This window comes from Pseudomonas izuensis (assembly GCF_002356535.2).
GTDB lineage: Bacteria > Pseudomonadota > Gammaproteobacteria > Pseudomonadales > Pseudomonadaceae > Aquipseudomonas > Aquipseudomonas izuensis.
Genome location: NZ_AP017423.2, coordinates 3,003,217 through 3,029,065 on the forward strand (window position 1 = coordinate 3,003,217; position 25,849 = coordinate 3,029,065).

Genomic DNA, 25,849 nt, shown 5'->3' on the forward strand with positions numbered 1-25,849 from the left:
CTGAATATGCGATGGGGAGTCACTGTCATGGCCGGTAATACTGTGGAGAGTTTGTTGGCGTGGATGAAAGATGCCTCGCAGATGCACGACTGGGACTTGATCGTTGCGTTGAGCGGCCAAACGATTAATCGTGAGTTGCGCAATGACCATATTCGGCGTTTGAGCCAGGGCAGTGACCTGGGCGACATCGGTGTATCGATTCCGATTCCCCAGACGAACATCACTCAAATCTTGTCCGGTGTGAAGTTGGATGCACCGGCGACCACCTACGAAAATGCCTCGCTGCAAAGTTCAAAAACAGGGCTGAGCCAAAATGTGGTGGGGGGAACCTTGATGATGGTGGAAACCGTCCAAGGGCAGAAACGGATCATCCGGCTTTCGACCATGGACCCCCTGGATGGAGCGAAATTGCGCATGCACGTGCCGGTGCGTACCGATTCCAGCCGTGCTTGGGTGGACCTGGCGGAAGGCGAAGAACCTTTTCTGACGTTGTTTCATACGGAACTGCAGCAACAGGAAGCAGGCAAACACTTTCTGGAGCGCTTCAAGGAATTGAGCGCCGACAAGCGGATTCTCCCCCTCAGTCAGTTCACTGAAGATGCAAACCCATTCATGCAAAGTCGCAGCATTGATGTTCGAAGCCAGAAGCGCGCCACCCGGGTGCCGGCGGCACAGGCGCTGAACGAAGAGGGTGAACTGCTCTTGTTTACGAGCATGGTACAAGGCAGGAAAGGTGGTTATCCCAAAGACGAGGATTTCAGGAATCTGATTCCGGACGATGACGAACAGCGGTCCTGGTCGGGGACGGCATTGTTTTCCCGAGCATTGATCCATCGCGCGGCATTCGGGGATGCAGTGCTAAAGGCGCTCCCCCATGTGCAGTTCGAGCGGCTTACCGATGAGTTCGGCACGCTGACGAAAATGGTGGCCAAGAGCGGTGCATTGCACGCGCCTGATGCAAGCTACCGGAGCCTCGAACATGAGTTCGAGTCCGACGCCTTTGAACTTCAGGCGAAGGGCGGGGCGTCGCCCTTGACCATCGAGTTCTTCGAACACCAGGTAAAACAACGCTGGCCAGCTGACTTGCTTCTGTCATTCAAATACCGTCCTGTGGGCGGTACCACTTGGCAACCCCATACCGCCACGTTCAGGATCCTTCTGGACCATGAGTTCCATTTTTCCGCGGATGACGCCGAAGACCAGGGCATGCTGGGTGAGTTGTGGGTGCCCTATGAAAGCACGCAGGAAGTGCGTCATGTTTCCGGACTACCTGGCACGATTGATCCGAAACTGCTGGAACACATCGAGGCGTTCGTCGCGCAGACCGTCAAACGGGCGCTCCTTGAGTCCTTTTCCAACACCTTGACGGCAACCTCCTCCCGGGATGCACTGGCGGAGCTCGATATAGTCGGCCAAAGCTATTTGCATCCGATTGTCGAAGCCCTGCCTTTGGACCACGCGAAGTTCTGTGTCGGGCGTACGAGCGATTCATCGTTTTCAATTGTCCAGCCGCAATCGCTGGTGGCTGCCGGTAAAACCCTGCAGTTGGGGATCGAGCCTCCACGCGCGGTGAAGTGGGCCGTGGAAAACTTCTCCGGCAGCGGCAGCGACCCTGGCAGCATCGATGATCATGGCCTGTATAAGGCTCCTCCTCGCCATGCCATTCAAGGCACATACAACCGTGTATTGATCACTGCCACTGATGAGGACACCAGCGAGCGGAGTGTATCGCTGGTCACGGTTCAATCGGATCCGGTAACGGTCAATCCTCGAATCCAGACATGCTTTCACAGTGAACGAGTGGAGCTGTCGGCCGGCGGGATCGGTGGAGAGCCCCTGGAGTGGTCAATCAAGAATCCTGTTCCAGGGCAAAGCGGAACCCTGGTTGACAGCAACCTGCCTGAGAGTGATCGCACTTATGTCGCCGCGCCGAAAGTGGCAAATCAAACCTATGTTCTCGATCAAATCGAGGCCAAAAACAGCCAAACCGGTGAGGTCGGATCTGCGTGGGTGCTGGTGATGCAGCACGAGCCTGGAGCAACGATAAAGCCGGTCCTGGACCCTGGCCAACCGGAGGGGCAGATTCAATTGCAGGCCTTTGTGAACAGTCGGCCAGTCCCTGCGAAATGGTCAGTGGCGATTAACGGGCCGGGAGAGATCGATTCGTCGGGTGTCTATTACGAGGACCCGCTCGCCAAGGAACATTTTGTTCTGGTTATGGCGGAGTACGATGATCCAATATTGGGTCAGTTTCTAGGTCATCTGATTTTACCGATACCCCTCAAAAATTTCCCAACAGTACTTAAGTCACTGGCCGAGTAACGATTCAACGCTAATTCAATGCTTTGTTTTCTACATCAAGGCAGAGGGTCATATCATGTCAAATTTGACAGGTTTGCTTAAGGAAATGGAAAAAGGCCCGGTAACGAATGGGTGGGGCGCCATTTCAATCATGAGTCGTAGTCGTCTGAATCGGTTGTTGGAGCAACAGTTCATAGAGCGATACAGTGGTCTGGGGTTTATGCCATTGTTTGGCGGCAGCTTAGCGGGCAATGGCCAGGATGATGAGGTTAAGTTAGAAGATATTTCATTAGGGCATCCGCTGCTGTCGTTCAATAAAGCATCATTTAGTGATTCGACTGCTGTCTTGACGATGAAAATCGTGGCCGGTCGTTATACCTCCATACGCAAGATGCCAGGCGCCAAGGATGTCGTGTTGTCGGCCTTCAGTATCACGGAGGCGCAAGACTATGTTCTGGAGATGGAAGTCAGGTTGTCGATGGTGATTGGTGAAGTCGATCGTCAGGGGAAAGTTACATTGGATCTATCGAAAGCAGCCGACTTTCGATGCAATCTGGGGGGCGATGATGAGGCGCTTAATGGTCGACTGGCCAACTATTTCAAACAACGCTTCGAAGAACTGCCACCGCATCGACGGAACTATCAGTTGGGGATGGTGGAACTCAAGGGCTATAACCAGTTGAATCCGGTTTCGTTTCGTATTCTGACGCAAGCCGCACCCGGTGCAAAAGTACTTGGCGCCAGTAACTATGGCGATGGGGCAGTGGTCATTCCTATACAGCTTCGGGGCAACACCGGCCCCGGACAATTTCCACTGCCCCGAGACTTTCCGTATTTCATTCCGAATGACTTGAATCCAGACGGGAGTGAAAAATATTCTGCATCATTGATTGTGGCAAAGGATATGCTTTCGCATATCGTGGATAACAATATTGAGGTACTTAGTAGTTTGCTCTTTCCGGGGCAACATGCCTTTGTAGAGAGCTCTCGGCATTCACCCGCTGATGGGTTCATCGTCGGTAATATCAGTCCGAAACAAACGCTCCTCACCCTGGAGCCCACTTTCAACACTATCAAGGCTGGAGAAACACAGCGCTTTACCCTGCGAAACGGCAAGGGAGAGGTGATTCAGGCCAGTCGCTGGCGCGCCGTCAGCCTGCAAAGCCATACCACCGAAGGCCATGGCGCTATTGCAAATGGACTCTATACATCCCCTCCATCCATACGGATCGGGCATGATGTCTCCCACGTGGTGGTGACCGCCGAGTATGTCGATGCGGACAAGACTTTCACGGCATCGGCCTTATTGCGGGTGGTGTACGACAACACGACGATCGCTCCGCGAATGAGCGTTTATTCGACAACCGCTCAATCACGCCCCTTGGTGTTGAGGGCGTCGACACTGGGTGATGTCCCCCTGAACTGGAAGTTGCTCGCTCCGGAATATGGGACCTTGACCCCGAGCGGTAATCAAGCGTTGTTTACCGCCAATGCCCGATCCAAAGACAGAGGCCTGGCTGTGCAGCAGATTGAGGTTGCGGGTAACGAGCCGCGCCAGGCGTCGCTCTTGCTGCTCAAAGCACAGCAATTTTTACGGGTCGATCCTCCCTATGTGCCGGCAGTCAAGAAGTCCGTGGTTGTTGTGCTCAAGGACGATCCAACGCTACTGCCGGACATTCCCAGGCGGTGGAAGGTTGTCAGTGGTGGCGGCACCGTCGATGCCAACGGGCATTACACCGCGCCGGCGCAGGGCGCCACGGCGACCAGCATCGTACAGTGTCAAATCGTGCGAAATGGCGTGGTTTTTTCCAGTGGATACAGTGCTATCGATCGTTCCGAACAAGAACCGGAACCTACCTGGAAGGATCTCGTGCAATTCAAGATCAAGGTTCCGGGGGGGCTCGATAATGGGCGTATTGGTTCCCTGTTTACCAACGGTTATCAGCAGGCGCGGGCTCAGATCACCGTCGAGACCGGTCTGGTAGACGGCAAAGAGTACCCGTTGAGCGTCATGGAAATGGCCAGCATGCGCTTGGTCGACAATGCCTCGAAAGCCGAAATCGAGTCGGTGGACGAGGCCCTCGACGGCATTCCGGAAGGGGACGATCAGGTGTGGCGTACTCGTTTGATCCCCAACCGGTTTCAGTTGGCCAATCCGGTTTCCGCCAATCCTGGTGGCTCCCCCAATACCATCCTGGCCGCCGTCAGTGTACAGGATATTTACATCCACACGCGGGAGAAAGCTAACGCCGCGGCGACCTTCCATGCGACTTTTCAGGCTGACAGTGACAAGCGCTGGTGGCGTTCTACCGATCTGACCGACATCAATAGCACGATCGACGTTACGCCACGGTCGATTCCAGTGACTACGGCGGAGGACTACAGTTTATTTCGGGTCAGGGTCGATGGAGGAAGCGGTTCGCTGCCGGGGGAACCGACGAATCCGGATGACGATTTTGACTTCCATTTGCGCACGCTCGATTACTGGAAGTTTGCTTACACAGGTAGGCCGGGAACCACAGGGTCTCCTTTCGAAACGATGGAGTTTTTGCCTGTGGATGGAAAAACGATCAATACCTCGAGCCTTCTTTACGAGAGCGAACAACTCGCCGAAAAAATGTGCAGCTGGACAGGCTATATCTTCAGGGATCCGTTGAAACCTGCTGATTCCAGGGTCCGAGTCGATGAGGTCACCAAGAATATCGTAAAGAATGAAACGCTGAACCCTCCCATCGATCAGTCAGTGTTCGAGGAAGGCATGCTGGTGATCACATTACAGCGCTCCGATCGCATTAATTATGTGCGGTTGACGGATCCGTCGCGAGCCAAGTTGGCGCGAGACCTCGCGGTATTGCTGATTGATAAAAATGGTAATCCACATAAACGGCGAATTTCGTTCCTTCCGAGTACCACTGTGGGGCGTCGTAATAGATTGATGCACACGTTGTTTACTCCGGTCCCATAGCGACGGCTGTTTTGTAATGGGTAGATGACTTGGCTCTGGCTAATGCAAGGGGCTGAGTGTGCATGGTTAAAATCTGAGGAAGTTATTATGAGATTTCTGACAATGTTTTCAGTGGCGACTCTGTTTGTGATAGGACTATTAGCCGGATGCAGTGTGTTCAATACGGCGGGGGCAGCCAGCTTGAGGCTTGCAGAGAATTCGGATGGTGGCGGTAAATCATGCTCGATTACACTTCCGGAGCCTAATGAAGCTGCTTTGCCCGATGATCCTGAATATCCTGATCATAAGTACCATAAGTGGGACCTTGATTATATGCCCGGCTGCGATTATGACGTCTACAGTTATTTTTCGTTGGATAATGCACCCTCTGCGGCTATTTTTGAATTTCATTCGGATGAAGGTTGTAAACGTGAAGGGTCCACTCATAATGAATGGTGGTACGGAGTTCAGACGTATAAGCAGCCTACAACGACGGGTTGGATATCGATACCGACATTGAATGCTCATAAAGTCGGGGATATTGTAAAGGCGGGTGTAAAGATGGTTCGCCACCATTACGATTTCGGAGATATAAAGGCCGAGCTTGAGTGTGTCAGATATTACGTATCTAAACGACCTTGAAAGATTCGCGGTTTACCAGCAAGACGGTGACCTGCCTATGGCCAAAGGATTGTTGCCTGGTGTCTACAGGTGTCTCTTAATTTAACTGGCGAAGCTAAAAATGACCATTTCAACATCCGTACACTCAAACGCCTTCAACTTCATGAGTTACCACAAAGGCGGTGTCGACCCACGCACCGGACAATATACATTTACGATCACTCTACCCGACGTCAAGACAAATAGCCTGCGCGGTCCAGGGTTTGGGCTGGACTTGCGGTACAACTCGCTCAATACCCAGGACAGCGGTTGGGGCCTGGGCTGGAACCTGGAACTGTCGCAATACACCCCCGCCGATCAGATCCTGTCGTTGAGTACCGGCGAAAGATTCAAGGTCACGGGCACCGACAGCCAGACCGGTCAACTGGTGATGAAGGAAAAGAAACTCGACAGCTTCCGTTTCTACCAGGAGGGCAGCAACCGCTACCGCGTGGTGCACAAATCCGGGCTGGTCGAAATTCTCGAAGTGCTCGGCAGTGCCCAGAATCGGGTCGCCCTGCCTGTCGAGATTCATGCGCCCGAGGGGCACAAGGTCACGCTGGGCTATACGCCGTTCAGTGGTGTGCACCAGATCCTGGCCTGGATCAAGGATGATTCGGGCCAGACGCTGTTATCGGTCAAACGTGACAGCGCGTCGGTCGAGGTGCTGCTGTACCCGTCTTCCGGTCCGGGCGGTGGCCCGCTGGCAAACTTTGGCATGACGCTGCAAGGTTCCGAGCGATACGTGAGCAAAATCACCTTGCCCACCGACAACCAGGCCTCCTGGCGCTTCGGTTACGTGATTGAGAAGGATCATGTCTGCATCAGCACGGTGGAAACACCCACCGGCGGCCGTGAGGAAATCCGTTATCAGGACCTCGGCCATCAGTTCCCGGCAAGCAGCGGTCGTAAACCGTTGCCGCGGGTGACCGAGCACCGCACCTTCCCCGGCTTCGGCCAGCCCATGATCCAGGTGGGCTATGCCTATCCGCAGGGGTTTAACTTTCTCGGTTTCGGTCTTGGTTTTTCCTGGGATGACGACGGCCTGGACAACCTCTACAAGCACCCGGGCGACTACGATTATCAGTGTGTTGAAACCCTGTTGGTGGCCGGCAAGCCGGAACGCACGATCGAACGTACATTCAACCGCTTCCACCTGTTGACCCGGGAAAAGACCACTCAGAACAACAACGTTCAGACCGTCGACACCACCTACCACCTGACCCCGAACGCTTCGTTCGACCAGCAGCCCAGCTATTTCCAATTGCCCAAGGAGGTCAAAACCACCTGGTCGCTGCTCAACGATGCCACTCGCCAGCGCAGCGAAACCGTCAGTAGCACCTACGACGTCCACGGCAACCTGCTGACGCAGAAACAGGCCAATGGTGTGATCGAAACCAGCACCTGGCACCCCGCAACCGGTCCGGACAGTTTCGTGCGGGACATCAAGGACCTGACGGTCACCCCGGCGCCATCACCCGATGGCAAGGCGCCGACACTGCGGACCCACTACACCTACAAGACCTTGCCACCCGTGACCGGCAGCCCGTTGCCGGACTGGCGCACGGTTGAAACCCAAAAACGGGTACAGGTGGAGGCGGGCGGCGAAACCGAGTTGCAGCGCACGGTCTACACGCACATCAACAAGCCGGGCGATCCCTTCCTGCACGGGCGTGTCGAGCGGCAGACGGTGACGATGAATCAACTCGACACAGTCACCACTTATGCCTACAGCATCATCAACGGTCCTGTGTTGAACGGAAGCGTGTTGCAGATCGTTGAACACCTGACCGGTTTCGACCATGGGCAAAATGGCCGGAACGTGGAAAAGATCATCACCCTCCAGCATTCGTTGCTCAGTGGCGATCCCTTGCTCAATCGTGACGATAACGATGTCGAAATCCGCACTGTCTACGATGTACTTCGCAGGGTGACCCGCGAAACCGTGGCACCCGGCACACAATACGAAGCCACGCGTCATTATGAATACCAGCTGTGCGCCAATACCGGTGACCAGGCTGAACAGCGGTTGTTCGACGTCAAGAACGTAAAGACCCGTACAACGTTTGACGGCCTCAACCGGGCGATCTACGAAGAGCGCGATGACGTTGACGATCCGGCAGGCGGCACTGCGCCCCGTCAAATCTATGCAGCCACCTATGACGAGTGGAATCGTCTGAAGACAGAGACCGAGTTTGACTGGCTGGACAGGCAGGCGCTGGCCCTGACCAGTTCCTTTGAGTATGACGACTGGGGCGCGCAATGCTGCGTGACCGGCCCGGACGGTGTGAAAACATTCGAAGTAACCGACCCCATCGGTACGTCTGCGTGGAGTGGGCCGATCCAGCGCAGCTGGCGCGAAGGCACCGGTGCCACGCCGATGAAAAGCGGTGTGACCGAAACCTGGATCAATCTGTTCGACAAGCCGGTTCGCACGGAGCGGTTCGATCTGAACAACCAGCGCATCAGCCTGCAGCAAAATGTGTATGACGGCCTGGGGCGCACCCACAAAGAGACTGTCGGTTTCGGTGCGGTGCAACGAGACACGACCTATGGCTACGACGCTTTCGATCGGATGATCGAAAGTACCTTGCCAGACAAGGCGGTGGTTAAACGCAGCTATGCGCCACACAGCGACGAGGATTTACCGACCGCGATCAGCGTCGACAACATTCAGCTGGGGACCCAGACGTTCGACGGGATGGGACGCATGATCGAATCGGTCACCGGCGGTCGCAAGCAGGTGTTCACCTTCGAACCTGGACAAACCGAACCCAAAACAGTGACCACGCCGAGCGGGGAAGTCATCGAATATCGCTATCAGCCACTGTTGGGGGCCGAGCCTGTTTTGCGGCGGTTGCCACAGGCCGGGGCCCAGGGCGTTTTTGACGAGGCTACTTATGTATACGATGACAAAAACGCGCGCCTGCTCGCTTGTGAGGAGCAAGGCCTGAAGCTCACCCGGGCGTACTTCAGCACGGGTGAGTTGAAAAGCGAAAAACGGGAAGTGGGCGGCAACGAGTTCACCATGACTTATCAGTACAGCCGACTGGGCCGTTTGCTGGGTTACACCGATGTTCTGGGCCAAAAGCAGGACTATGAATATGACCCGCAGGGGCGATTGAAAAAAACCGTGTTGGGTACCACCGCTTCGGCGTTTACTTACGATTCGTTGAACCGCACTGCAACTATTCATACCGGCGACAGCGCCAGTGGGCAAAGCGTAGGTATCACCCTGCAATACGATGAGTTCGATCGGGAAACCCTGCGCAGGTTCGACCTCAACGGGCTTAGGCAGGAATTGAGTCAGGTTTACAACGATGTCGATGGCTTGAAGCAGCGGACCCTGATGGAGGGCGCCACCCTGTTGCGCGATGAAACCTATGAATACGACCTGCGCGGGCGATTGACCAACTACGGATGCACGGGCACGCAACCGCCAGTAGATCCCTATGGCAAGCTGATCTCCCAGCAGATTTTCAGTTTCGATGCCCTGGATAACATTACGTTGCTGATGACCTATTTCGGCAGCGCCTTCAACCGGGCGAGATATTTCTATGACAACCCGGACAAGACACAACTGAGCAAGGTCACGAACAATCATGCGGACTACCCGCCGCAGATTGATTTGAAATACAACCTGGATGGCCACCTGATCCTCGATGAAGAAAAACGCACACTTGATTACGACGCCCTCGGCCGGTTGATCAGCGTCAGCGGCTCGTCAAGTGGGGCGTCGAGAAGCTACGGCTACGATCCGCTGGACAAAGCGGTTGCCATGAACGATGGCACTGGCGCTGAGCAACGCTTTTATCAGGGTGATCTACTGGCTAATCAGATCAAGGGCGCCACCAGCAGCACCTTCATGCGTGGTCATGAGGTTGTGCTCGCCGAGCACCAGGCTGGTGCGAGCCCAAAGTCCCTGTTGCTGGCCAGTGATCTCAAGAACAGTGTGATGAGCGAGGTCAGTCAATCGGGTCGTAAGGATAATGCGTACTCGGTGTATGGCTACCGTGGGGATGACCCGGTGGGGAGTGGGGCTTTGGGGTACAACGGAGAGCTTCGTGAAGTAGTCACGGGATCCTATTTGTTGGGGGATGGGCATCGTTCCTTTAATCCGACGCTGATGAGATTCCATAGCCCGGACCGCGAAAGTCCGTTTGAGGAGGGCGGTGTAAACCCGTATGCGTATTGTGGAAATGATCCGGCTAATTTTGAGGATCCCACGGGGAAATTTCGCTTTTTTGCATGGGTTGCGAAGTTCTTTGGTTCCAAGGCGAGCGCTGGAGCAAAAGCGACCAGCAGCGGCGTGAAAACAGCAAAGGCAGCAGGTGCCGCAAGGAAAGTAACCAAAGCAACTGACTCAGGCTCAAAAGCTGGTCAGAGCACAAGTGTTCCCTCCCAAGCCAAGTCAGTAGCAAAAACAAACGCTAAAGCTGATAAGTTCGCGAGACAAAGGGCGAAAGTTAATTCGAATACTAAGAGTAGTTTCTGGAGAGAGGTGAATACGGAGGAACTCAATCAAAGACGTATCACGCAAATGGCGCCGACTAATCAATCTCTTTCGTACGTAAGGGGCCCCAAGTTTGGAGAATCATTAGCGGACCCACCATCCGGGCTGCAGCAATTAATGCACAGAGCCGATAACCCGGAGTCGATGTTCAAGAGCATGACAAAGAATATAGGGAGTAAAAAGTGGAGCCAGGCAGCGGAAGCCGCAGAATCAATTCGCAAGTAAGTGACGGACCTGTCCATGCTCGCCGCAGGTAAGGCGAGCATGGATTTTTTCTTACCGGGCAGACTAAGTTGCTGCTGTTCTTCAATTCTGGGCGAAACCGACGCACACTCAAAGTCAGCCTCAAGGCAACTCAATCAACCCCAGCTCCAACGCCTTGACCACTGCACACCCACGAGAGCTCACGCCGAATTTGCGTCGAATATTGGCAAAGTGATAATTCACACCGGCTTCGGTGCAGTTGAAAATCCGCCCGATTTCCCAGGATGATTTGCCAATGGCGCTCCAGCGCAGTACTTCTTTTTCACGCGCGGTCAGGGTAACGGCGGCGGGACGCTCCGTTTCGGGATGCTTGAGGTGGGCCGGGGATGAAGAAGATGTGACTGTGGCTGAGTCGGCACGGAACATGTCGGGAATCTCCCATAAATCATCAATGATTGCGGGGGCCGCAGGATCGTCCTGCTCCACGATGGCGAGGTACGCGCGGCCATCCTTCGGATGCCATGACAGGCAACGCAAGGTTCGATTTCCTTATATCCCGAATAGAAAATCATGGAACCTGTCACAAATTACAGGCAGCAGTCTTCGACAATCGTAACTTGCTGAATAAATGTGCTTTTGTAGTTTAAAAATTCTTCCCTTCCCGACCAGTAGCTCTTCATCGGCAGAGTTACGCTGGAAAGCTGTTCGCCATGCTGGCGAGTTGCGTGATTTGAGATAGGGTAGAGGCTGGATCCCGCGCGATATGGAGAACGACATGCGCTATTCAGCCTTGACTCAACGAATTGCCGGTGACGGCGCAGCAGCCTGGCAGATTCATGATCGAGCGCTGCAATTGCGCGAGCAGGGCGTCGATGTGCTGCTGTTGTCCATCGGCGATCCGGATTTCGATACGCCGCCACCTATTGTGGAGGCAGCCGTTGCCAGCTTGCTGGCCGGAGACACTCACTATCCAGCGATACGCGGTAGTCAGGGCTTGCGCGACAGCATTGCCCGGCGGCACCAGCAACGCAGTGGGCAGGTGGTGGACGCCGACCACGTGATCGTGATGCCCGGCGCGCAATGCGCGGTGTATTCGGTTGCGCAATGCCTGCTCGATCCGGGCGACGAAGTGATCGTCGCCGAACCGATGTACGTCACCTATGAAGGCGTCATTGGCGCCTGTGGGGCGAAAGTGGTGGCCGTGCCTGTGCGGCCGGATAACGGCTTTCGGGTCGACCCCGCAGACATCGCCGTGCGTATCACTGAGAAAACGAGAGCGATTCTGCTCAACAGTCCGAATAATCCGTCGGGCGCGAATTTATCGCTGGCAATCTGGCGTGAACTGGCAGCGTTGTGCGTGCGCCACGACCTGTGGCTGATCAGCGACGAGGTCTACAGCGAACTGCTGTACGAAGGCGAACACATCAGCCCGGCCAGCCTGCCGGGCATGGCCGAGCGCACCACGACCATCAACAGCCTGTCCAAATCCCACGCCATGAGCGGCTGGCGAGTGGGGTGGGTGATCGGGCCCAAATCCATGGCCGAGCATCTGGTGAATTTGTCGATGTGCATGTTGTTCGGCATTCCCGAATTCATTCAGAACGCGGCACAGCTTGCGCTGGATGAGGATTTGCCTGAAGTGGCAATGATGCGCGAGGAGTACCGCCAGCGTCGCGATCTGGTGTGTGCAAGCCTGAACCAATGTCCGGGCCTGCGGGCGATTCGGCCGGATGGCGGGATGTTCGTGATGGTCGATGTGCGCCAGACCGGATTGTCTGCCCAACACTTTGCAGAACGATTGCTGGAGGGGTATGGCGTGTCGGTACTGGCCGGGGAGGCATTCGGGCCGAGCGCGGCAGGGCACATTCGCCTGGGGTTGGTCGTGGATCAATTGAAACTGGCGGATGCCTGCCGGCGAATTGCGTTGTGTGCGATGGACCTTTTGGAAGCGCGCCGGGCCTGATGGTTTTGTCTTGTCTGTACCGGCCTCTTCGCGAGCAGGCTCGCTCCCACGGTGAACCTGTGTTGAACACAGATTTTGTGTCCACTGAAGATCCTTTGTGGGAGCGAGCCTGCTCGCGAAGACTGACTGACAAACGCCGAATGTCTTAATCCTTCCACGCCCGCACATTCACCAGATTCTTCGGCAGCTCGCCCGCCAGCGCCGCCAGCAGGTTGTTCACCGCACACCCGGCCATGGCCTCCCGCGTCTCATGGGTCGCCGAGCCGATATGCGGAGTCGCCACCACGTTATCCAACTGCAACAACGGCGAATCCGGATCGAGCGGCTCGCGCTCAAACACATCCAGCCCCGCGGCGCGAATCTGCTCCGCCCGCAACGCCTCGATCAGCGCCTTTTCGTCGACCACCTTACCCCGTGAAATATTGATGAAGATCGTCTCGGGGCGCATTTGTGCGAACTGCTGCGCACCGATCAACCCTTCAGTTTCAGCCGTCAACGGCAAGGTCAGACAAACAAAATCCGCCTGTTGCAACAGCTCCGGCAAACTGCGGTACTGCGCATTGAATCGCTGCTCCACCGCCGGTTTCGGCGAGTGGCTGTGATAGATCACCGGCATACCGAAACCGAAATGCCCGCGTTGGGCCAATGCCTCGCCAATGCGCCCCATGCCGATGATTCCGAGGGTCTTGCCGTGCACATCGCTGCCGAATTGCGCCGGGCCGATGTTGCGTTGCCATTGACCGGCGCGAACCATGTTCGCCAGCTCCACCACGCGCCGGGCGGTGGCAAGGATCAGGGCGAAGCCGGTGTCGGCGGTGGTTTCGGTGAGCACGTCCGGGGTATTGGTGAGCAGGATGCGGCGTTCGGTGAGGTAGTCGATGTCGTAGTTGTCGACGCCCACCGAGACGCTGGCGATGGCCTCCAGATTCGGTGCCAGATCAAGCAACTGAGCATCCAGTTTCAGACTGGCACCGAGTAAACCGTGGGCATGGGGCAGGGCGGCGCGCAATCGGGCCAGGCCTTCGGCATCGAGGCTGTCGATCAGGGTGACTTCAGCGTGTTCCTGAAGCCTGGCCATCAGCGCCGGCGAGAGTTTCTTGTACAGCACAACCTGCTTTTTCATCGCGTGTCTCTCAACTTCTTCTATTCAGGAATGGGCGGGACGGGTCACGGCAACCGGGGGCCGCGCCCGGTCACTGGCGCCGGGCTTGAGGAAAATCGTCAGTACCACCGAGAACATCAAGGCACCGCTCATCAACAGGTACGAGGCGCCGGGCGAACCGGTTGAGCTGTTCAGGTAACCGACCAGATAGGAGCCGCCAAACGAACCAAGGGCACCCATGCTGTTGATCAGGGCCATGGCACCTCCGGCGACGTTGGCCGGGAGGATTTCCGGGATGATGGCGAAGAATGGTCCGTAAGGTGCGTACATGCAGGCACCGGCAATCACCAGCAGGGTGTAGGACCACCAGAAATGTTCAGCGCCGAGGGCGTAGGAGCCGTAGAAGGCAATCGAGGCGATCAGCAGCGGCGGCCAGACGAAGCGTTTGCGTTTCTGCAATTTGTCCGAGCCCCAGGACACCAGCAGCATGCCGATGACCGCCGCCAGGTACGGTAGCGCCGAGAGCCAGCCGGCCTGGACCATGTCCATCTGCGCGCCGGCCTTGAGGATCGATGGCAGCCACAGCACGAAGCCATAGACGCCGATGCTCCAGCAGAAAAACTGCAAGGCCAGCAGGATCACTTTTGGCGAGCGGAAGGCTTCAGCATAGTTTTTCACCGCCTTGATGCCGACCTGTTCGGCGGCGAGGGCGCTTTCCAGATCCTGTTTCTCCTGATCACTGAGCCACTTGGCCTGTGCGGGACGATCATCGGCCAGCTTCCACCAGATAAATGCCCAGAGCACCGCCGGCAAGCCTTCAATGATGAACATCCAGCGCCAGCTGTAGTGCTGCACCAGATAGCCCGAGACCACCGACATCCAGAGCATGGTCACCGGGTTGCCGAGGATCAGGAAGGTGTTGGCCCGGGAACGTTCGGCACGGGTGAACCAGTGGCACAGGTAGATCAGCATCGCTGGCATCACGGCGGCTTCGACCACGCCGAGCATGAAGCGGATGACGATCAGCCAGTAGGCGTTGGAGACGATCCCGGTCAGGGTCGCCAGGCTGCCCCACAGGATCAGGCTGACGAAAATCAGCTTCTTCACGCTGTGCTTTTGCGCGTAGATCGCGCCGGGTACCTGGAAGAAAAAGTAGCCAAGGAAGAACAGTGCGCCGAGCATCGACGACAGGCCCGGGGTGATCATCAGGTCGGCGGCCATGCCCGAGGCGGCGGCGAAACCGTAGTTGGCACGGTCCAGGTACGCCAGGCTGTAGGTGATGAACACGATGGGCATGATGTACCACCAGCGGCGGGCGGCGAGGGTTGCGGTTTTCATCAGTGGTGCTCCTGAGCTTGTTGTTTTTGTCGCAGCAGGTAACGGTTTTTGGATCTTTAGTGACAGTTCCGGTCTCATCGCGGGCAAGCCCGCTCCCACAGGGATTTGTTGTGGATATCAAATTGTTGTTCACCACAAAAACCTGTGGGAGCGGGCTTGCCCGCGATGGCGGCCTCAAATTCGCCATACATCTCAAGTCGGGTCGGCAACCCCTCCATATCCCCCCGACTCTGCACGGCACGGCTGCCAATCCAGTTGGCCCGCTTCACGGCGTCGACAATGCTGTGGTTTTCCAGCAGCGCGCTGATCAAGCCGACTGCAAACCCGTCGCCGGCGCCCACGGTGTCGACCACCGTTTCCACCGGCACACCGGCAACGAATCCCTCATCCAGCTGCGTGCGGTAATAAGCACCATGTGGGCCGAGCTTGATTGCCACCGCTTCAACGCCCTGGTTGAGGTAGAACGCCGCAATGTCAGCCGGGTCTTCGAAACCGGTCAGCAAGCGACCTTCACTCAAGCCAGGCAGCACCCAATGGGCGAGGGCGGCAAGGCGATTGATTTCGGTGATCATCTCTTGCTGGCTCGCCCACAGGCTCGGGCGCAGGTTCGGGTCGAAAGAGACGCTGCGCCCTGCATCACGCATGCGGGTCATCAGTTCAAAGGACATTTCCCGCGCAGTGGCGGAGAGCGCCGGAGGAATGCCGGTGGCGTGCAGGTGCCGAGCCTTGAGCAATTGGGGAACGATGGATTGCGGTGACAAATGACTCGCCGCCGAGCCGCGCCGGAAGTATTCCACCACCGGATCGTCGCCATCATCGGTACGGGATTTGAGTTGAAAACCGGTCGGATGCGCGGGGTCGACAACCACGTTGCTGCAATCGAGCCCTTCTTTTTTCAGCGTATCGACCACGAAACGCCCCAGCGAGTCATCGCCCACCCGGCTCAGCCATGCCACCTTGAAACCCAGGCGCGACAACCCGATGGCAACGTTGCTGTCTGCTCCGGCAATGCGCTTGTGAAAGTGGTCGACCTTGGCCAGGTCGCCGTTCTGGTCAGCGACGAACATCGCCATGGTTTCGCCGAACGAGAGGATATCGATCTCAGACATGGGCGTTCTCCAGCCGGGATTCACCCAGTCGGGCGAGGGTGGCGACATGTTCGCGGGTGAGCTGAACCAGGTCGTCGCCTTGCAGCGGGTATTCCACGGCGCGCATGACGCCTTGGGCCATGTGCCGAAGCAGTTGTTCCCACTGGTGCAAGTCGCTGGCGGCCGGCGGTATGGCGACCAGTTTGCCATCGGCCCGGCGTGATACCGCCTTGCAATGCACATAGCCCACATGACGACCGAGGAGACGCGCGGCGCTGGCGGCGGATTGATCCTGCCAATGCCAGTTGCCGATATCGAAGGTCATCTTGATCGGCAGTCTGTGCTGTTCGACTTCATTGAAAAAGCGTTGGAAGGGTTCGATGCGGCCGCCGTGCAGGGTCTGGTCGTTTTCCACCAGTAATTGCACCGGGCTTTGCGCGAGTGTGTTGGCCAGGGCTTGCAGGTCGTTGTTGTCGGTGAAGTAGCCCAGGGAAACCTTGAGCCATTTGGCGCCGAACGCCCGGGCGCGTTGCAGGGCACTCATCAACTCGAAGTTAGGTTTCGACTGGCCGGCCAGCCACAGTTCCATGGGCGAGGAGTACACGCTTTGCAGCCCTTTGGTCTGTGTTGCGTTGGCCAGTTGTACAGGCGCTTCACCGGTCAGCAATTCTTCACGCCACTCAATGTGCGTGGCCCCCGCGGCGGCCAGCACGTCGATGAAACTGCCCTGGCCCCGTTGGCGCACCAGATCGGCGCCGTAGCTGGAGAGGCTGATGGAAACGGCGGGTGTGTTCATTATTTTTCTACCTCTGAAACCGGTTTCATTTTTGTTCAAAAAAATAGGCGGTGATCTTGTGGGCCTCTTCGCGAGCAGGCTCGCTCCCACAGTGGATTGGTTTACGCAGATCCATTGTGGGAGCGAGCCTGCTCGCGAAGGGGCCAGAACAATCACCGAGAAATCCCACGGGTAGACCCCCGAACAATCAACCGCGCCGAAAAATCCAGGGTCCGCAGCGGGCCGTCATCACCCCGCAATCGCTTGAGCAAGCATTCAAACGCGCTCGCGCCGATTTCAGCAGTCGGCTGGGCGAGGGCAGTGATGCCGCTGCCCACCAACGGATACCAATCCAGGTCATCGAGGGCAATCAGGCCCACGTCCTCGAACAAATTGCACTGGAGCTCCCGCAAAGCATGGGTGCTGGCCAACGCCGCAATCCCGTTGGCGCAAAACAGCGCTTTCGGGCCGTGGCCAGGTGTGTCGAGAAAAGCTTTGAGATGTTCGATCAGTTCACTGCCGGTTTCGATGATCGTGCCGCTCAGCGCCGACCGTTGTGCGATCTGCTCTTTGAAACGGTTCACGCGTTCGATCCGCGAACTGGTGCCATCAAACGGCTCAGTCACCATCAGCACGTCCCGGTAGCCACGTTCTTCAAGATGATCGAGGGCCAGGTCGACGGCTTGCGGATTGTCCAGCCCGACCATATCGCTCTCGAGGTGCGCGACCTTGCGGTCCACCAGCACCAGGGGCATTTCCCGGTGCAGTTCATGCAACTCGTCGCGGTGGTGGCCGAGCGTATTCACAATCAAGCCTTCGATGTTGTACGAACGCAGCAAGGCCAGGTGCTGGCGCTCCTGCTCATCGTCGCGGTCGGTGTTGCACACCACCAGGCTGTAGCCGTGCTGACGGCAGGCGGTTTCCACCCCGTGCATCACGGCAATCGAATAAGGGTTACGGATGTCGGCCACCAGCATGCCGATCAAGCGCGTACGCCCGCGCTTCAGGCCGCGAGCCATCTGGTTCGGGCGGTAGCCCAACTCGGCAATTGCCTGTTCAATGCGCAGGGCGATGGCATCGGAGAGCAGGGCGCGGTCTTCGCCGATGAACCGCGAGACGCTGGCCTTGGAGACCTTGGCGTGTTCGGCCACGTCGAGCATGGTTACGCGGCTGCGCTGGGCGGCGGAGAAATCGTTCACGGGCTGAAACCTTGTTATTGGATTTATAAGGTTTGAGTGCGTCGCGGGGTTGCACTGAAACCGGTTTCAGAAGACACCAAAAGCGGATTCGCCGTCAAGCCCCGCGTTGGCAATTGTCCGACAAATGGGCTTACGCCAAAACGCTCAACCACGCAGAGCCCAACAACAACAGGGCCATGCAGCGATTGAACCATTGCATGGCAGGGGGCGAGCGCAACCAGCGACTGGAGCCAGCACCGAGCAACGCCCAGACACCGAGACAGGGCAGCGAGATCAGAAAAAAAGCTATGGACAGGTACAGCACATGCATCAGCCGATCCTCACCGGCACCAGCGAAAACGCTGACCACGGCCAGCGCCATCATCCAGGTTTTCGGATTGATCCATTGCAAGCTGGCGGCGCCCAAGGCGCCAAGACGGGCACCGGTTACTTGCGCGGTGATCGCGACGGCCGGGGTGCGGAAAATCTGCCACGCCAGATAACTCAACCACGCTACGCCGGCCCATTGCATGACCGTCTGTAACAGGGGCCATTGAGTGAGCGAAGAGCCGGCGCCCGTGCCCACCACCAGCACAAGGAGCGCTGCGCTGACACAGGCGCCCAGGATGATCGGCACGGCGGCTAACAGGCCGAATCGCGCACTGTTGCTCAGCACCAGAATATTGGTCGGCCCCGGGGTGATCGCGGCCACAAAGGCAAACATCAAGAAGGGAAGAAACGTCGGGAAAGAGGACAGCATCGCAGGCAAACTCCGGTAAAGATCAGTGAATTGATCTTCTTCTCGGTCGGGGTTACCTGTCTGGAAGATTTGAGCAACGCTTGCGGTACAGCGCGGGTGTCAGGCCGTAGGCGCGCACGAACCAGCGACCCAGATGGCTCTGATCGGCGAAACCCAGCGTCATCGCTACAGTCGTTGGCTGTTCGCCTTGGGACAACATACGCCGGGCGGTGGCCAGTCGTAACTGCACCAGATAAGCATGGGGCGCCATGCCATAAGCCGCCTTGAACGCGCGGGTCAGGCGGAAGCGATCGACGCCGGTGGCGGCGGCCAGCTGGTCGAGGCCGATGTCGTATTGCGCATTGGCGTGCAGATACTCCCGCGCCTTCTGCGCCACCAACGGCAGGCGCGGGTCCTGGTCATAGCGGGTGCGCCAGTGCAGGTGGCGGGTCAGGCCCTCGAGCAAGGCATCGAGCGCCGTTTGGCGGACGATTTTCAGCTCACCCCTATGCAGGGTTTCAAAGGCCAATGCAGTGGCATGGGCCAGTGGCAGGTCGGTGGTGAGTGTGTTGGCAAAACTCAATTCGCTGTTGTCTGGAGCCTTGTCGAACACCGCGCCGAGTTCTCGCGTCAGCCACTGCGGATCGATATACAGCATGCGATACGTGAAGCCGTCGTCGGTCGGCGCTTCACCATCGTGGATGTCACCCGGCTCCAGCAAAAACACCTTGCCCGGTGTGCTCTGGTGTTTCGCTCGCCGACAGTTGAACTGCTGCACGCCTTGCTCGGTGACCCCCACCAGATAACTGTCATGCCAGTGCGGATCGTAGGCATGCCCCTGGAAATGCGCGCGCAGGGTCTCGATGCCGGTGTCGGCGTCCTGTTTCAGGTCGATCCAGTTATGAGCGTTCATGCAGCACCTGCGGGAGAATTGCCGATCCATTTAACGCCCGCGCAGGGCCGATGACTAGAACGTTTGTGCACGGATCAGTTGAACAGCCCGGCGGCGATGTTGATCGAGAATCCGAGTATCGCTGTATTGAACAGAAATCCAATCAGCGACTGCGCCAGCACAATCTTGCGCAATTCCCGTGTCGCCACGCCAACGTCCGAGGTTTGCACCGCCACGCTGAGGGTGAACGAGAAGTACAAAAAGTCCCAGTAATTGGGTGTGGTCAAGCCCTCGGCAAATCGCAGCGCCGGGTCTTTGCCTTCCCAGGTGTAAAACAAGCGCGCGTAGTGCACGCTGAATATCACGCCAATCAGCAACCATGAGCCAAACACCGTCAACGCAGTAAAACCGTAATGCAGCAGCTTGCGGGTGGTTTCCAGGTCCTTGCTGCCCGCCAGTTCGAAGGTGATGGTGGCCAGGCTGGCAAGCGCCGCAATGCACACCACCAATAGCACCAGCCCGGCGTTTTCGTCCTCGATCTCGGCAATGCGCTTCACGTCCGGCGCCTTGGAGCGCACGGTGAGCCAGAGCATCAGCACCAGATAGGTCCAGACCCCGGTGTTCCAGCCGATGAGGATTTTGTTGATGATCGAATCGGCGGGAATCAGGATGCCCGCGGCGATGCCCAGTGTCGTGGCGGCGGACAGGCGAGGGTGGGTGTGGGTGAGGTAGGGCATGGGGGCTCGATGGGTCGGGGTATTGCAAACACCTTAGCCCAGATCCTGAGGCCGAACATCGTCCCTTGTAGGAGCGAGGCTTGCCCGCGAGGAGGCCGTGACATCCAACATTGATGTTGGATGACACTCCCTCTTCGCGGGCAAGCCTCGCTCCTACAGGGACGGTGGTGTGGGTTAGGGATTCTTGTGGCGTTTGTGAACGAGCTTCATCACCACCACAAAAAACATCGGCACAAATATCACCGCCAGTGTCGCGGTGATCATTCCGCCGATCACCCCTGTGCCGATGGCTTGCTGGCTGGCCGAGCTGGCGCCGGTGGCGATGGCCAGCGGTACCACGCCGAGGATGAACGCCAGGGACGTCATCACGATCGGCCGCAATCGCAGGCGCGCGGCTTGCAGGGTGGCGTCGATCAGGTCGTGGCCTTCGTCGACCAGGCTCTTGGCGAACTCAATGATCAGGATCGCGTTCTTCGCCGACAGACCGATGATGGTGATCAAGCCGACCTTGAAGAACACGTCGTTGGGCATGCCTCGGACGGTCACCGCCAACACCGCGCCGAGCACACCCAGCGGCACTACCAGCAGCACCGAGGTCGGGATCGACCAGCTCTCGTACAACGCCGCCAGGCACAGGAACACGATCAGCAGCGACAAGCCGAGAAGGATCGGTGCCTGACTGCCGGACAAGCGTTCCTGCAACGACAGGCCGGTCCATTCCTGACCCAATCCGGCCGGCCCTTGTGCCACCAGACGCTCGATTTCAGCCATGGCTTCGCCAGTGCTGTGGCCCGGTTTCGGCTCGCCCGAGATGCTGATCGCCGGATAGCCGTTGTAGCGGGTCAACTGCGCCGGGCCTTGGGTCCATTTGGCCTGGACGAAGGACGACAGCGGCACCATGTTCCCGGCATTGTTGCGCACGTGGATCTTCAACAGGTCGTCGACCTGACTGCGCTGATCGCCTTCAGCCTGGACCACCACCCGCTGCATCCGTCCCTGATTGGGGAAGTCGTTGATGTAGCTCGAACCGACGGCGGTGGACAGCACGCTGCCGATGTCGGCAAAAGAAACACCCAAGGCATTGGCCTGCTTGCGGTCGACGATCAATTGCACTTGCGGCGCTTCAGCCAGGGCGCTTTCACGCACGTTCATCAGGATCGGGCTCTTCTCGGCGGCGGCCAGCAATTCGGTGCGTGCGCGCATCAATGTGTCATGGCCCAGGCCGCCACGGTCCTGCAAGCGGAATTCGAAGCCACTGGAGGTGCCGAGGCCGTCCACCGGGGGCGGCAAGACCGCGAAGGCCATGGCGTCCTTGATCTGGCCGAGGGCGATGTTGGCGCGGTCGGCAATCGAACTCGCCGAGTCATCGCCGCCACGCTCGGACCAGTCCTTGAGCGTGGTAAACGCCAGTGCCGCATTCTGGCCGCTGCCGGAGAAGCTGAAGCCGAGAATCACGGTGCTGTCACCGACGCCGGGCTCGGTGGCGTTGTGCGCTTCGATCTGCTCGACCACCTGCACCGTGCGGTTTTTGCTCGCGCCCGGTGGCAGTTGAATGTCGGTGATGGTATAGCCCTGATCCTCCACCGGCAGGAACGAGGAGGGCAGACGACTGAAGCACAGCCCCAGGCCGACCAGCAGCACCCCATAGATCAGCAGGTAACGACCGCTGCGTTTTAGCGCGTAGGCGACCCACCCTTGATAACGTGCAGTGAGTTGCTCGAAGCGACGGTTGAACCAGCCGAAAAACCCGGTTTTTTCGTGATGCTCACCCTTGGCAATCGGCTTGAGCAGGGTCGCGCACAGTGCCGGGGTCAAGGTCAGGGCGAGGAAGGCCGAGAACAGAATCGAAGTGGCCATCGACAACGAGAACTGTTGGTAGATCACCCCGACCGAACCCTGCATGAACGCCATCGGAATGAACACCGCCACCAGCACCAGGGTGATGCCGATGATCGCGCCGGTGATCTGTTTCATGGCCTTGCGGGTCGCGTCCTTGGGTGAAAGACCTTCAGTGGCCATGATCCGCTCGACGTTCTCCACCACCACAATCGCGTCGTCCACCAGAATGCCGATGGCCAATACCATACCGAACATGGTCAACACGTTGATCGAGAAACCCAGCGCCAACATGGTCGCGAAGGTGCCCATCAGCGCCACCGGCACCACCAGCGTGGGGATCAGCGTGTAGCGAATGTTCTGCAGGAACAGGAACATCACCGCGAACACCAGCACCATTGCCTCGAGCAAGGTGTAAACCACTTTGGTGATCGAGACTTTGACGAAAGGCGAGGTGTCGTAGGGGATCTTGTACTCGACGTTGGCCGGGAAGTAGCGCGACAGCTCATCCATCTTCGCCCGCACCAGGGTCGCGGTACTCAGGGCATTGGCCCCCGGCGACAGTTGCACGCCGACGGCGGTCGAGGGCTTGCCGTTCAGGCGCGTGGAAAACTGGTATTCCTGGCTGCCGATCTCGACCCGGGCCACATCGGCGATGCGCACAGTGGAACCGTCCGGATTGGCCTTGAGCACGATGTCGGCGAACTCTTCCGGGGTCGACAACTGGCCTTTGACCAGAATGGTCGCGGTGATCTCCTGAGTGGTGCGGCTCGGCAAGTCACCGATGCTGCCCGCCGACACCTGGGCGTTCTGCGCGACGATGGCGGCATTGACGTCGGCGGGGGTGAGGTTGAAACCGATCAGTTTCTGCGGGTCGATCCAGATGCGCATGGCCCGTTCGGCACCATACAACTGGGCCTTGCCGACGCCGTCCAGACGCTTGATCTCGTTCATCACGTTGCGTGCCAGGTAGTCGCTGAGCGCTACGTCGTCGAGCTTGCCGTCGCTGGAGGTCAGGGTGATCAACAACAGGAAACCGGCGGAGACTTTCTCTACCTGCAAGCCCTGTTGATTGACCGCTTGCGGCAGGCGCGACTCCACGACTTTCAGGCGGTTCTGCACATCCACCTGGGCCATTTCCGGATCGGTGCCGGGCTGGAACGTCGCCTTGATCGTGGCGCTGCCGAGGCTGCTTTGCGATTCGAAATACAACAGATGGTCGGCACCGTTGAGCTCTTCCTCGATCAGGCTGACCACGCTCTCGTCCACGGTCTGCGCTGAGGCGCCGGGGTACACGGCATAAATTTCAATTTGTGGCGGTGCGACGTCGGGGTACTGCGCCACCGGCAACTGCGGGATGGACAGCGCACCGGCGAGCAGGATGAACAGGGCGACCACCCAGGCGAACACCGGGCGGTCGATAAAGAACTGCGGCATAAACAAGCGTCCTGCTTACTGGCCAGAAACCTGGGCAAGTGGAAGAGGGGAGTCGTCGATCTGCACCTTTTCGCCGGGGCGCGCGTGTTGCAGGCCTTCGATGACAATGCGGTCGCCGGCTTTGAGCCCGCCGGTGACGATCCAGCGATCGTTCTGCACCGGGCCCAGTTCCACCGGTTGCCGGGCGACCCGTTGCTGCGCGTCGAGTAGCAGCACTTGAGCAATGCCGGCGCTGTCACGCTGGATCGCCCGTTGCGGCACGCTGATGCCTTGCTGGTCCACCGCTTGCTCCAGGCGCACCCGCACGAAGCTGCCGGGCAGCAGGTCGAGGTCCGGGTTGGGGAATTCGCTGCGCAGGATGATCTGACCAGTGCCCGGGTCGACCGTGATGTCGGAGAACAGCAGCTTGCCCGGTAGCGGGTAGAGGCTGCCGTCGTCCTGAATCAGCGTCGCCTTGGCCTGTCCCTGGCCCACTTCCTTGAGTTGACCGGAACGGAAGGCGCGGCGCAGGTCGTTGAGTTCGCGGGTCGATTGGGTAAGGTCGGCGTGGATCGGGTTCAGCTGTTGAATCAGCGCCAGTGGCGTGGTTTCGTTCTGCCCGACCAGTGCGCCTTCGGTGACCAGCGCGCGACCGATGCGCCCGGAAATCGGCGCGGTGACGGTGGCGTAGCCAAGGTTCAACCGGGCACGCTCGACCGCGGCTTTACTGGCGGCAACATCGGCGGCGGTCTGCCGCGCATTCGCCCGGGCATTGTCGTAGTCCTGGCCGCTGATGGCCTTGTCGTCGATCAACTGGGCGTAGCGCTGTTCTTGCAGCCGGGCCTGGAACGCGTTGGCCTCGGCCTTGCGCAATGCCGCTTCGGCGCTGTCGAGGTCGGCCTTGAACGGCGCCGGGTCGATGCGGAACAGCACGTCGCCCTGTTTCACGTCGCTGCCTTCACGGAAGGTGCGTTGCAGGACCACGCCGGCGACACGGGCGCGCACTTCGGCGATGCGCGGCGCGGCGATGCGCCCGCTCAGCTCGCTGCTGATGGTCAGCGGTCGGGCTGAGAGGGTTTCGATGCGCACGGTGGCCAGTGGTGCCTGTTCTTCGGCGGTCGAGGCCTTGTCGCACGCGCTCAGCGTCAACGCCAGGGCCAGAAGGCTGAGCCTGGCAAGCAGATTGTTTGACATGAATTACCCCAATAATGACCCCCAGCATCCTACTGGGCGACGGCGAGGGTAGCGGTGAAGCTTTGTTGGCGCTGTGTGAAATTGTGTAAGGGTTTTACTCAGGTGCGTGCGGGGGCGTATATCCTTGAATCCTTGAATTCCATTGCGTCTGTCAGATCGTCTTCGCGAGCAGGCTCGCTCCCACAGTTGAAATGCGTTCCCCTGTGGGAGCGAGCCTGCTCGCGAAAACGGTCTATCCGGCGCCACTGCACTTTCTGGAAACACCCATGCCCAACATCCTCCTGGTCGAAGACGACACCGCCCTCGCCGAACTGATCGCCAGCTACCTGGAACGCAACGGCTACTGCGTCAGCGTGATCAGCCGTGGCGATCAGGTGCGCGAGCGCGCGCGGGTCACGCCGCCGGACCTGGTGATCCTCGACCTGATGCTGCCCGGTCTTGATGGCCTGCAAGTCTGCCGTTTGCTACGGGCCGATTCCGCGACCCTGCCGATCCTGATGCTCACCGCCCGCGACGACAGTCACGATCAGGTGCTGGGCCTGGAAATGGGCGCCGACGACTATCTCACCAAACCCTGTGAGCCTCGGGTGCTGCTGGCGCGGGTACGTACCTTGTTGCGGCGCAGCAGTCTCAGCGAACCCCAGACCGTCAACGACCGCATTGTGATGGGCAATCTGTGCATCGACCTGTCCGAACGCACCGTGACCTGGCGTGAACAACCGGTGGAGCTGTCCAGCGGCGAATACAACCTGCTGGTGGTGCTGGCCCGGCACGCCGGCGAAGTGCTGAGCCGCGACCAGATTCTGCAACGCCTGCGCGGCATCGAATTCAACGGCACGGACCGTTCGGTGGACGTGGCGATCTCCAAGTTGCGGCGCAAGTTCGACGACCATGCTGGCGAGGCGCGCAAGATCAAGACCGTGTGGGGCAAGGGTTACCTGTTCAGCCGTTCCGAATGGGAATGCTGAG

The 25,849-nt window shown here is 58.4% G+C and carries 17 protein-coding genes; 6 read left to right on the forward strand and 11 right to left on the reverse strand.

The window, feature by feature from the left end; genetic code table 11:
* The first annotated feature begins 27 nt into the window (after positions 1 to 27).
* The 4 genes from LAB08_RS13505 (at position 28) to LAB08_RS13520 (ending at position 10,643) form a co-directional block, all read left to right on the forward strand.
* A complete protein-coding gene (locus LAB08_RS13505; RefSeq protein ID WP_096511727.1) occupies positions 28 to 2,322 on the forward strand; it encodes a hypothetical protein in 2,295 nt (764 codons plus the stop codon).
* A 55-nt stretch (positions 2,323 to 2,377) separates the two neighbouring features.
* Positions 2,378 to 5,266, forward strand: a complete 2,889-nt coding sequence (locus LAB08_RS13510) for a hypothetical protein (RefSeq protein WP_157755705.1) — start codon at positions 2,378 to 2,380, stop codon at positions 5,264 to 5,266.
* A gap of 87 nt (positions 5,267 to 5,353) precedes the next feature.
* The gene (locus LAB08_RS13515) at positions 5,354 to 5,887 is read left to right on the forward strand and encodes a hypothetical protein (RefSeq protein ID WP_157755704.1); all 534 of its coding nucleotides are present in this window, start codon (positions 5,354 to 5,356) and stop codon (positions 5,885 to 5,887) included.
* Between the two features lie 100 nt (positions 5,888 to 5,987).
* Positions 5,988 to 10,643, forward strand: a complete 4,656-nt coding sequence (locus LAB08_RS13520; protein WP_096511725.1) for an RHS repeat-associated core domain-containing protein — start codon at positions 5,988 to 5,990, stop codon at positions 10,641 to 10,643.
* 120 nt (positions 10,644 to 10,763) lie between these two features.
* Here LAB08_RS13520 and LAB08_RS13525 read toward each other — a convergent pair whose 3' ends face one another.
* A complete protein-coding gene (locus tag LAB08_RS13525) occupies positions 10,764 to 11,159 on the reverse strand; it encodes a LuxR family transcriptional regulator (RefSeq protein WP_367115884.1) in 396 nt (131 codons plus the stop codon).
* A gap of 238 nt (positions 11,160 to 11,397) precedes the next feature.
* Between LAB08_RS13525 and LAB08_RS13530 the strand changes: the two genes are divergently transcribed.
* Positions 11,398 to 12,585 (forward strand): pyridoxal phosphate-dependent aminotransferase, encoded by a 1,188-nt coding sequence (locus LAB08_RS13530; protein ID WP_096511724.1) that lies wholly within the window; start codon positions 11,398 to 11,400, stop codon positions 12,583 to 12,585.
* Positions 12,586 to 12,730: 145 nt separating this feature from the next.
* On the opposite strand, the gene LAB08_RS13535 is transcribed toward LAB08_RS13530, so the two are convergent.
* The 10 genes from LAB08_RS13535 to LAB08_RS13580 all read right to left on the reverse strand — a co-directional run bounded on the left by LAB08_RS13535 (position 12,731) and on the right by LAB08_RS13580 (position 24,880).
* Entirely contained in the window at positions 12,731 to 13,708 is a 978-nt protein-coding gene (locus LAB08_RS13535; RefSeq protein ID WP_096511723.1) for a 2-hydroxyacid dehydrogenase, read from the reverse strand.
* Positions 13,709 to 13,732: 24 nt separating this feature from the next.
* Complete coding sequence (locus LAB08_RS13540; RefSeq protein ID WP_096511722.1) at positions 13,733 to 15,025, reverse strand: MFS transporter; 1,293 nt, start codon at positions 15,023 to 15,025, stop codon at positions 13,733 to 13,735.
* 74 nt (positions 15,026 to 15,099) lie between these two features.
* Positions 15,100 to 16,134: a sugar kinase gene (locus LAB08_RS13545; RefSeq protein WP_254007530.1), complete on the reverse strand. Its 1,035-nt coding sequence runs from the start codon at positions 16,132 to 16,134 to the stop codon at positions 15,100 to 15,102.
* Positions 16,127 to 16,909: a sugar phosphate isomerase/epimerase family protein gene (locus LAB08_RS13550; RefSeq protein ID WP_096511721.1), complete on the reverse strand. Its 783-nt coding sequence runs from the start codon at positions 16,907 to 16,909 to the stop codon at positions 16,127 to 16,129. The genes LAB08_RS13545 and LAB08_RS13550 overlap by 8 nt, the downstream gene beginning before the upstream one ends.
* A gap of 152 nt (positions 16,910 to 17,061) precedes the next feature.
* Positions 17,062 to 18,087 (reverse strand): LacI family DNA-binding transcriptional regulator, encoded by a 1,026-nt coding sequence (locus tag LAB08_RS13555; RefSeq protein ID WP_096511720.1) that lies wholly within the window; start codon positions 18,085 to 18,087, stop codon positions 17,062 to 17,064.
* Between the two features lie 130 nt (positions 18,088 to 18,217).
* Positions 18,218 to 18,826 carry a LysE family translocator gene (locus LAB08_RS13560; RefSeq protein ID WP_096511719.1) on the reverse strand — a complete coding sequence of 203 codons (609 nt, stop codon included), beginning with the start codon at positions 18,824 to 18,826 and terminating at the stop codon, positions 18,218 to 18,220.
* 52 nt (positions 18,827 to 18,878) lie between these two features.
* Entirely contained in the window at positions 18,879 to 19,718 is an 840-nt protein-coding gene (locus tag LAB08_RS13565; RefSeq protein WP_096511718.1) for an AraC family transcriptional regulator, read from the reverse strand.
* A 74-nt stretch (positions 19,719 to 19,792) separates the two neighbouring features.
* Entirely contained in the window at positions 19,793 to 20,434 is a 642-nt protein-coding gene (locus LAB08_RS13570; RefSeq protein ID WP_096511717.1) for a DUF1345 domain-containing protein, read from the reverse strand.
* 174 nt (positions 20,435 to 20,608) lie between these two features.
* On the reverse strand, positions 20,609 to 23,707 hold the full coding sequence (locus tag LAB08_RS13575) for a multidrug efflux RND transporter permease subunit (RefSeq protein ID WP_096511716.1): 3,099 nt from the start codon (positions 23,705 to 23,707) through the stop codon (positions 20,609 to 20,611).
* 15 nt (positions 23,708 to 23,722) lie between these two features.
* Positions 23,723 to 24,880, reverse strand: coding sequence for an efflux RND transporter periplasmic adaptor subunit (locus LAB08_RS13580; RefSeq protein WP_096511715.1), 1,158 nt, complete (start codon positions 24,878 to 24,880; stop codon positions 23,723 to 23,725).
* A gap of 266 nt (positions 24,881 to 25,146) precedes the next feature.
* Between LAB08_RS13580 and LAB08_RS13585 the strand changes: the two genes are divergently transcribed.
* Complete coding sequence (locus LAB08_RS13585; RefSeq protein WP_096511714.1) at positions 25,147 to 25,848, forward strand: response regulator; 702 nt, start codon at positions 25,147 to 25,149, stop codon at positions 25,846 to 25,848.
* Position 25,849 lies beyond the last annotated feature (1 nt).

Excerpts from the sequence above, each read along its gene's own strand:
- LAB08_RS13530 (WP_096511724.1), top strand. The coding sequence starts at position 11,398 with ATGCGCTATTCAGCCTTGACTCAACGAATTGCCGGTGACGGCGCAGCA.
- LAB08_RS13565 (WP_096511718.1), bottom strand. The coding sequence starts at position 19,718 with ATGAACGCTCATAACTGGATCGACCTGAAACAGGACGCCGACACCGGC.
- LAB08_RS13575 (WP_096511716.1), bottom strand. The coding sequence starts at position 23,707 with ATGCCGCAGTTCTTTATCGACCGCCCGGTGTTCGCCTGGGTGGTCGCC.
- LAB08_RS13535 (WP_096511723.1), bottom strand. The coding sequence starts at position 13,708 with ATGAAAAAGCAGGTTGTGCTGTACAAGAAACTCTCGCCGGCGCTGATG.
- LAB08_RS13510 (WP_157755705.1), top strand. The coding sequence starts at position 2,378 with ATGTCAAATTTGACAGGTTTGCTTAAGGAAATGGAAAAAGGCCCGGTA.
- LAB08_RS13570 (WP_096511717.1), bottom strand. The coding sequence starts at position 20,434 with ATGCCCTACCTCACCCACACCCACCCTCGCCTGTCCGCCGCCACGACA.
- LAB08_RS13520 (WP_096511725.1), top strand. The coding sequence starts at position 5,988 with ATGACCATTTCAACATCCGTACACTCAAACGCCTTCAACTTCATGAGT.
- LAB08_RS13540 (WP_096511722.1), bottom strand. The coding sequence starts at position 15,025 with ATGAAAACCGCAACCCTCGCCGCCCGCCGCTGGTGGTACATCATGCCC.
- LAB08_RS13545 (WP_254007530.1), bottom strand. The coding sequence starts at position 16,134 with ATGTCTGAGATCGATATCCTCTCGTTCGGCGAAACCATGGCGATGTTC.
- LAB08_RS13580 (WP_096511715.1), bottom strand. The coding sequence starts at position 24,880 with ATGTCAAACAATCTGCTTGCCAGGCTCAGCCTTCTGGCCCTGGCGTTG.
- LAB08_RS13550 (WP_096511721.1), bottom strand. The coding sequence starts at position 16,909 with ATGAACACACCCGCCGTTTCCATCAGCCTCTCCAGCTACGGCGCCGAT.
- LAB08_RS13560 (WP_096511719.1), bottom strand. The coding sequence starts at position 18,826 with ATGCTGTCCTCTTTCCCGACGTTTCTTCCCTTCTTGATGTTTGCCTTT.
- LAB08_RS13515 (WP_157755704.1), top strand. The coding sequence starts at position 5,354 with ATGAGATTTCTGACAATGTTTTCAGTGGCGACTCTGTTTGTGATAGGA.
- LAB08_RS13505 (WP_096511727.1), top strand. The coding sequence starts at position 28 with ATGGCCGGTAATACTGTGGAGAGTTTGTTGGCGTGGATGAAAGATGCC.
- LAB08_RS13585 (WP_096511714.1), top strand. The coding sequence starts at position 25,147 with ATGCCCAACATCCTCCTGGTCGAAGACGACACCGCCCTCGCCGAACTG.